Raw genomic sequence first — 6,713 nt, forward strand, 5'->3', positions numbered from 1 at the left:
GGCGAGGGAGTGCTCGATGCGGTCGAGGGCCGTCCACCGGGGCGCCCGGACGGCCCTCGACCGCATCGAGCACTCCCTCGCCGCCGCCGTCCGCCGCCGCGAGGCCGCCGAGCAGGCCAAGGCCGCGCGCGAGGCCGAGCTGAAGGTCGTCCGGACGCAGGTCCGCGAGCTGTCGGCGACCCTGGAGCGCCTCGTCAACGTCGTGCACGGCAACGAGGTCGCCCGCGCCGAGCAGCGGCTCCGGCTGGAGCAGTACGAGCAGCGGGCGCTGGAGGAGTTCGGCCTGGAGGTCGAGTCGCTGGTCGCCGAGTACGGGCCCGACCAGCTCGTCCCGCCCGACCCCGACCAGGGCGAGGACGCGCGGCCCGTCCCGTACGACCGGACCGTCCAGGAGAAGCGCGCCAAGGTCGCCGAGCGGCAGCTCAACCAGCTCGGCAAGGTCAACCCGCTCGCGCTGGAGGAGTTCGCCGCGCTGGAGGAGCGGCACGCGTTCCTCACCTCGCAGCTGGAGGACCTCAAGAAGACCCAGCGGGAGCTGCTCGGCCTCGTCAAGGAGGTCGACGACCGCGTCCAGGAGGTGTTCGGCGCCGCCTACGACGACACCGCCCGCGAGTTCGAGCGGATCTTCGCGCGGCTGTTCCCCGGCGGCGAGGGCAGCCTGTCGCTGACCGAGCCCGACGACATCCTCACGACCGGCGTCGAGGTCGCCGCCCGCCCGCCCGGCAAGAAGGTCAAGCGGCTGTCGCTGCTGTCCGGCGGCGAGCGCTCGCTGGTCGCCATCGCCTTCCTCGTCGCCGTGTTCAAGGCGCGCCCGTCGCCGTTCTACGTCCTGGACGAGGTCGAGGCCGCGCTGGACGACACCAACACGCAGCGGCTCATCACCGTCTTCGAAGAGCTGCGCGAGTCGTCCCAGCTGATCGTCATCACCCACCAGAAGCGCACCATGGAGGGCGCCGACGCCCTCTACGGCGTCAGCATGCGCGGCGACGGCGTCACCCAGGTCGTCAGCCAGCGGTTGCGCGACTGACCGCGTCGCGGGCCGGAGACTGTGCGGACGCCAGTCCGTAACAATCTGCCACCCATCTTTTGGAACGTTGCAACATCCTATATCTTCACAATTCGGACAATGGGAAAACTCTCATAAATGAGCCGTTCCCGGCTAGGTTCGGCGTATTCATGCGGGTTACGCCTGGCTGGTGGGGTCGTCCCGCACCGAACGTGACTTGGTGGCGACTCCCTCGAACTTGTGTCGTGCGTGGGCGTCCGATACCCATATGCACCGTGGCTCTTCGGCTTCCCCCACCGGGCGGCCCCGCCCGGTACGAAGAGCCACCCTGAAAGGTGATACTCATGAACGGCCAGGACCTGAAAGAGAATTTCGCCATTGTGGGCGCCAATGGCGTGGACGTCGCCGAGTACTTTTACGCCGACCTCTTCGCGCGCGAGCCGCGGCTCCGGCCGATGTTCCCGGTGGCGATGGCCAAGCAGCACAAGGTACTGCTCGGCGCGCTGGAGCAGATCGTCGCGTCGGTGGACGACCCGGACACGCTGATCCCGTACCTGCAGGAACTCGGTCGAAGCCACCGGGGCTTCGGGGTCGCCGCGGACCACTACCCGCTCGTGGGGGCCAGCCTCCTGGCGACACTCGCCTACTTCAGCGGACCGGCCTGGAACGAGGACCTCGAGCGTGCCTGGACGGCCGCCTATGGCCTTGTCACCGAGGTCATGACGGATGCCGCCGCCGATTCCGTCTCCTAGCCCGGCATGGACTCCCAACGGCTGAAGGACAACTTCGCCCAGGTCGCCGGCGAGGGCGACGCCGTCGCCCTGTTCTTCTATTCCGACCTCTTCGTGCGCAATCCGCACCTGCGCGACATGTTCCCGATCGGGATGAGCGGCCAGCGTGACAAACTGCTGCGCGCCCTCGGCCACATTGTCTCCCAAGTCGACGATCTGAACGCGCTCGTCCCGTTCCTCCAGCAACTCGGCCGCGACCACCGCAAGTTCGGGATCGTCGCCGAGCACTACCCGCAGGTCGGAGCCAGCCTTCTCGCCACGCTGCGGCACTTCACGGGTGATGCCTGGACCGATGACATGGAGGGCGACTGGAACGCCGCCTACACCTTGGTCGCCAAGGTCATGCTGGAAGCAGCCGACGAGAACGCGTCCGACAGTCCCGCCTGGTGGAACGGCCGGGTCGTCGCGGTGGAACGGCGCCGCTTCGACATCGGTGTCCTCCGCATCCAGCCGGACCGCCCGCTGCCCTACCTGCCGGGCCAGTCGGTCGCGGTGGAGGTACCGTCCCGGTTGCGGCACTGGCGGTACTACTCGATGGCGAACGCGCCCCGCGCCGACCACACCATCGACTTCCACGTCCGTCTCGTGGACGGGGGGCCGGTCAGCCCCGTCCTGGTGCGCGGCACCGAGGTCGGCGACCGGGTGCGGATGGGCGCTCCTATCGGAACGCTCGTCCTGGACGAGGAGTCGCCGCGCAACGTCGTGCTGGTCGCGGGCAGCACCGGTCTGGCGCCGCTCAAGGCGATCCTGGAGCAGATATCCCGCCGTCCCGTCCCGCCGAGCGTGCACCTGTTCTTCGGCGCCCGCACCCGTGACGGCCTGTACGACCTGGAGGAACTGAGCAAGCTGGCCATCCGGTCTCCGTGGCTCACCGTGACCTCAGCGGTGTCGGACGAACCCGGTGGTCACGGCTTCTCCGCATACCTGCACTCGGCCGAGGGGGAAGTCGAGCATGGCGATCTCTCGGACGTCGTGGCCAGGCACGGGCCCTGGGAGGGCCATGACGCCTACGTGTGCGGGCCGTCCGCCATGGTCGGGCACACCATCGAGCAGCTGACCCGGCTCGGGGTCGCACGCGACCGCATCCGCCTGGAAACCTTCGCAGACGCACAGAGGTGAGCGCCTTGAACTCCCCTAACCTTCCCGTCGTCTCCAAACGGTCACGGCTGGCGCCGAGCGAACTCAGCTCGGCGGTGTTCGCCCGGGCCGCCCTTGGACGGCGCGGTTATGACGAGGAGCAGGTCCGCAGCTTCCTGCAGTACGTCGAGGGCGAGCTCGTCAAGATCCTCAATGACAAGGCCGCCGTCGATGAGGAGCTGAACCGGCTGCGCGCCCAGTCGGCCAAGGGCGCCCGGGGCGTGCTGGCGCCCGAGCACGCCCACTTCCAGGCCGTCCGGATCCTGTCGCAGGCGCAGCAGACGGCCGACCTGTACGTCGCGGACGCCGAGCGCTACACCCGGGAACTGGCCCACGAGGCCCGCCTGCAGCGAGAGGCGATCCTCGCCGACGCCAAGGGGCGGGCGGAGTACCTGCTGGAGGAGGCCCACCGCAGAGCCGCCGCCGTCGCGGACGCCGCCGTCCGCTCCGCCGGACCGGCCCCGTCGGCGTCCCTGCTGCCCGACGAACGCCGGGAGATGGAGCGCGAGATCGCCTACCTGCGCACCTACAGCGACGTCTACCGCACGCACCTGCGCACCTACCTGGAGGCCCTCCTCCGCAACGTCGACGAATGGGAGAGCTCCGAACGCGCGTCCGTGCCGGGCCACCCATCGCACTGAGCCCCGTCACAGCGCACATGGTCGCCACCGCGATCATGTGCGCGGCGCGGCGACCCTGGGTAGACACAGCGCTGGTCCGGGTCTGGGAAACTAGGGGGCGCTATGGAATATCTGATCGTCATCGCCGCGCTGGCCGCCGTCGCATTGATCGTCGGCGGCATCACGCTGTTGCGGCCCCGCCGTACACGTCCGCGTCCGCCGGTGGAGCGGCCGACGGAACGGACCGGTGGCGCGTCCGCCGTCGACGAGGCGGAGGCCCCGACCGTCGAGCGGGCGCCGCCGACGGAGGTGCCCGCGCCGCGGCCGACGGTGGAGATCGAGAAGCCGCCGCCGGGTGCGGGCCGGCTGGTCCGGCTGCGGGCGCGGCTCGCCCGCTCCCAGAACACGTTCGGCAAGACCCTGCTCGGCCTGCTGTCGCGCGACACGCTCGACGCCGACGCCTGGGAGGAGATCGAGGACACCCTGATCACCGCGGACATGGGCACGTCCGTGGCCCGGCAGGTCACCGAGGACCTGCGGACCCGCGTCCAGGTGCTCGGCACGCGCAGCGTCGCGGAGGTCCGGGAGCTGCTCAAGCAGGAGCTGGTCAAGCAGATCGGCCCCGACCTGGACCGCTCGCTCCGCACCGAGGCGCACGGCGACCGTCCGGCCGTGCTGATGGTCGTCGGCGTCAACGGCACCGGCAAGACCACGACCTGCGGCAAGCTCGGCCGCGTCCTCGTCGGAGACGGCAACACGGTGCTGCTCGGCGCCGCCGACACCTTCCGCGCCGCGGCCGCCGACCAGCTGGAGACGTGGGGGACGCGCGTCGGGGCGCAGGTCGTCCGCAAGGACGAGGGCGCCGACCCGGCGAGCGTCGCGTTCGACGCGGTGAAGCAGGGCATCGAGACCAAGGTCAACGCGGTGATCATCGACACGGCGGGCCGGCTGCACACCAAGACCGGGCTGATGGACGAGCTGGGCAAGGTCAAGCGCGTCGTGGAGAAGCAGGCCACGGTGGACGAGGTCCTGCTCGTCCTGGACGCGACCACCGGGCAGAACGGCATGCAGCAGGCGCGCGTGTTCGCCGAGGTCGTCAACGTCACCGGCGTCGTGCTGACGAAGCTGGACGGCACCGCGAAGGGCGGCATCGTCGTCCAGGTGCAGCGAGAGCTGGGCGTCCCGGTCAAGCTGGTCGGGCTGGGGGAGGGGCCGGACGACCTCGCACCGTTCGAGCCGGAGGCGTTCGTGGACGCGATTCTGGGCGACTGAAATCAACCTCTAAATGGGTCGATTACGGCATGTGAGGACTTAGAAACACCTGCGAAACACGCCGGTATCGGTTTTCACACCCGCGAAACGTGGGGGCCCCGCGCGCGAAACCGCCGGGGCCGAGTCTCTGAGCAGTTCGAAGTTCCTGGCGAGGAGGGACTCTCAGAGAGATGAAGATCGACAGCGGTAGTACCGCCTGGATGCTGACGAGCACCGCGCTCGTCCTGCTGATGACACCCGGGCTGGCCTTCTTCTACGGAGGCATGAGCCGCGCGAAGAGCGTGCTCAACATGATGATGATGAGCTTCGTCAGCATCGCCGTCGTGGGCATGGCGTGGGTCGTCTACGGCTACTCCCTCACGTTCGGCGACGGCGGCGCGCTCAGCTCGTTCATCGGCGGATTCGGCGACTGGGGGCTCGTCGGCCTGGAGAAGGCGGCCACGGCCGACGACGGCACGGGCATCCCGCAGCTGGTGTTCGTGGCCTTCCAGGCGACGTTCGCCATCATCACCGTCGCGCTGATCAGCGGCGCCGTCGCCGACCGCGCCAAGTTCGGGGCCTGGGTCCTGTTCACCCTGGTCTGGGCCACGCTCGTGTACTTCCCGATCGCGCACTGGGTGTGGTGGTCGGACGGTGCCAAGTCCGGCTGGCTGTTCGACCTCGGCGCCCTCGACTTCGCGGGCGGCACGGTCGTGCACATCAACGCAGGCGTCGCCGCGCTCGCGCTGGTGCTCGTCCTCGGCAAGCGCAAGGGCTGGCCGAAGGAGCCGATGCGCCCGCACAACCTGCCATTCGTCCTGCTCGGGGCGGGCCTGCTGTGGTTCGGGTGGTTCGGCTTCAACGCCGGATCCGCCCTCTCCGCCGGCGCGACCGCCGCGGTCGCGTTCATCAACACGCTGGCCGCGACCTGCGCCGCCGCGTTCGCCTGGATCATCGTCGAGAAGCTGCGGGACGGCGCGTCCACCACGCTCGGCATCGCGTCCGGCGTCGTCGCCGGGCTCGTCGCCGTCACCCCGGCCTGCGCGTTCATCACCCCGCTCGGCGCCATCGTCCTCGGCCTGGTCGCCGGCGCGGTGTGCGCGTTCGCGGTCGGCCTCAAGTACAAGCTGGGCTACGACGACTCGCTCGACGTGGTCGGCGTCCACATGGTCGGCGGCATCGTCGGCGCCCTCCTGATCGGCCTCCTGGCCACGACCGCCGTCAACGACGCCGGCGCGGACGGCCTGTTCGCCGGCGGCGGGCTCGCCCTGCTCGGCAAGCAGGCCATCGCCGTCCTCGCGACGCTCGCCTACTCGTTCACCGTCACCTACGTGATCGCGAAGGTCATCGACCTCACGATGGGCTTCCGGATCAGCGAGGAGGACGAGGCCGCCGGCATCGACAGCACGGCGCACGCGGAGACCGCCTACGACTTCGGCACCATCCGCGCGGGCACCGGCTCCGGCGCGACCAAGGCGGCACCCGCTCCAGCGAAGAAGGTCGAGGCATGAAGCTCATCACGGCGGTCATCAAGCCGTTCAAGCTGGACGAGGTCAAGAAGGCCCTGGAGACCTTCGGGGTCAGGGGCATGACCGTCAGCGAGGCCAGCGGCTACGGCCGGCAGAAGGGCCACACCGAGGTCTACCGCGGCGCCGAGTACCAGGTCGACCTGGTCCCCAAGCTCCGCATCGAGGTCCTCGTCGACGCCGCGGACGCCGACGACATCATCGACGTCATCGTCCGCGCCGCCCGCACCGACAAGATCGGCGACGGCAAGGTATGGGCGGTCCCCGTCGACACGGTCGTCCGAGTCCGCACCGGCGAAACCGGCCCAGAAGCCCTCTGACCCCATGCCCGAGACCAGCCCACCGCCCCGGACGACCGTGTCGACGGGGACCGCCCATACCG

At 69.8% G+C, this 6,713-nt stretch carries 7 protein-coding genes; all 7 read left to right on the forward strand.

All coding sequences use genetic code 11. The features are described from left to right. Positions 1–1,027, forward strand: a 1,027-nt coding sequence (locus HUX53_RS23395) for an AAA family ATPase (protein WP_176405373.1), incomplete at its 5' end; no start/stop codon positions are given. A gap of 323 nt (positions 1,028–1,350) precedes the next feature. After that, positions 1,351–1,758, forward strand: a complete 408-nt coding sequence (locus HUX53_RS23400; protein ID WP_176405374.1) for a globin domain-containing protein — start codon at positions 1,351–1,353, stop codon at positions 1,756–1,758. A gap of 6 nt (positions 1,759–1,764) precedes the next feature. Further along, entirely contained in the window at positions 1,765–2,916 is a 1,152-nt protein-coding gene (locus tag HUX53_RS23405) for a globin domain-containing protein (protein WP_176405375.1), read from the forward strand. Positions 2,917–2,921: 5 nt separating this feature from the next. Then, complete coding sequence (locus HUX53_RS23410; protein ID WP_176405376.1) at positions 2,922–3,575, forward strand: DivIVA domain-containing protein; 654 nt, start codon at positions 2,922–2,924, stop codon at positions 3,573–3,575. Between the two features lie 102 nt (positions 3,576–3,677). Continuing rightward, the gene (ftsY, locus tag HUX53_RS23415) at positions 3,678–4,826 is read left to right on the forward strand and encodes a signal recognition particle-docking protein FtsY (RefSeq protein WP_176405377.1); all 1,149 of its coding nucleotides are present in this window, start codon (positions 3,678–3,680) and stop codon (positions 4,824–4,826) included. A gap of 170 nt (positions 4,827–4,996) precedes the next feature. Next, a complete protein-coding gene (locus HUX53_RS23420; protein ID WP_176405378.1) occupies positions 4,997–6,316 on the forward strand; it encodes an ammonium transporter in 1,320 nt (439 codons plus the stop codon). Beyond that, on the forward strand, positions 6,313–6,651 hold the full coding sequence (locus tag HUX53_RS23425; RefSeq protein WP_176405379.1) for a P-II family nitrogen regulator: 339 nt from the start codon (positions 6,313–6,315) through the stop codon (positions 6,649–6,651). The genes HUX53_RS23420 and HUX53_RS23425 overlap by 4 nt, the downstream gene beginning before the upstream one ends. The last annotated feature ends 62 nt before the right edge of the window (positions 6,652–6,713 follow it).

Source organism: Actinomadura sp. BRA 177, assembly GCF_013372625.1.
Lineage (GTDB): Bacteria > Actinomycetota > Actinomycetes > Streptosporangiales > Streptosporangiaceae > Spirillospora.

Excerpts from the sequence above, each read along its gene's own strand:
- HUX53_RS23400 (WP_176405374.1), top strand. The coding sequence starts at position 1,351 with ATGAACGGCCAGGACCTGAAAGAGAATTTCGCCATTGTGGGCGCCAAT.
- HUX53_RS23405 (WP_176405375.1), top strand. The coding sequence starts at position 1,765 with ATGGACTCCCAACGGCTGAAGGACAACTTCGCCCAGGTCGCCGGCGAG.
- ftsY (WP_176405377.1), top strand. The coding sequence starts at position 3,678 with ATGGAATATCTGATCGTCATCGCCGCGCTGGCCGCCGTCGCATTGATC.
- HUX53_RS23420 (WP_176405378.1), top strand. The coding sequence starts at position 4,997 with ATGAAGATCGACAGCGGTAGTACCGCCTGGATGCTGACGAGCACCGCG.
- HUX53_RS23425 (WP_176405379.1), top strand. The coding sequence starts at position 6,313 with ATGAAGCTCATCACGGCGGTCATCAAGCCGTTCAAGCTGGACGAGGTC.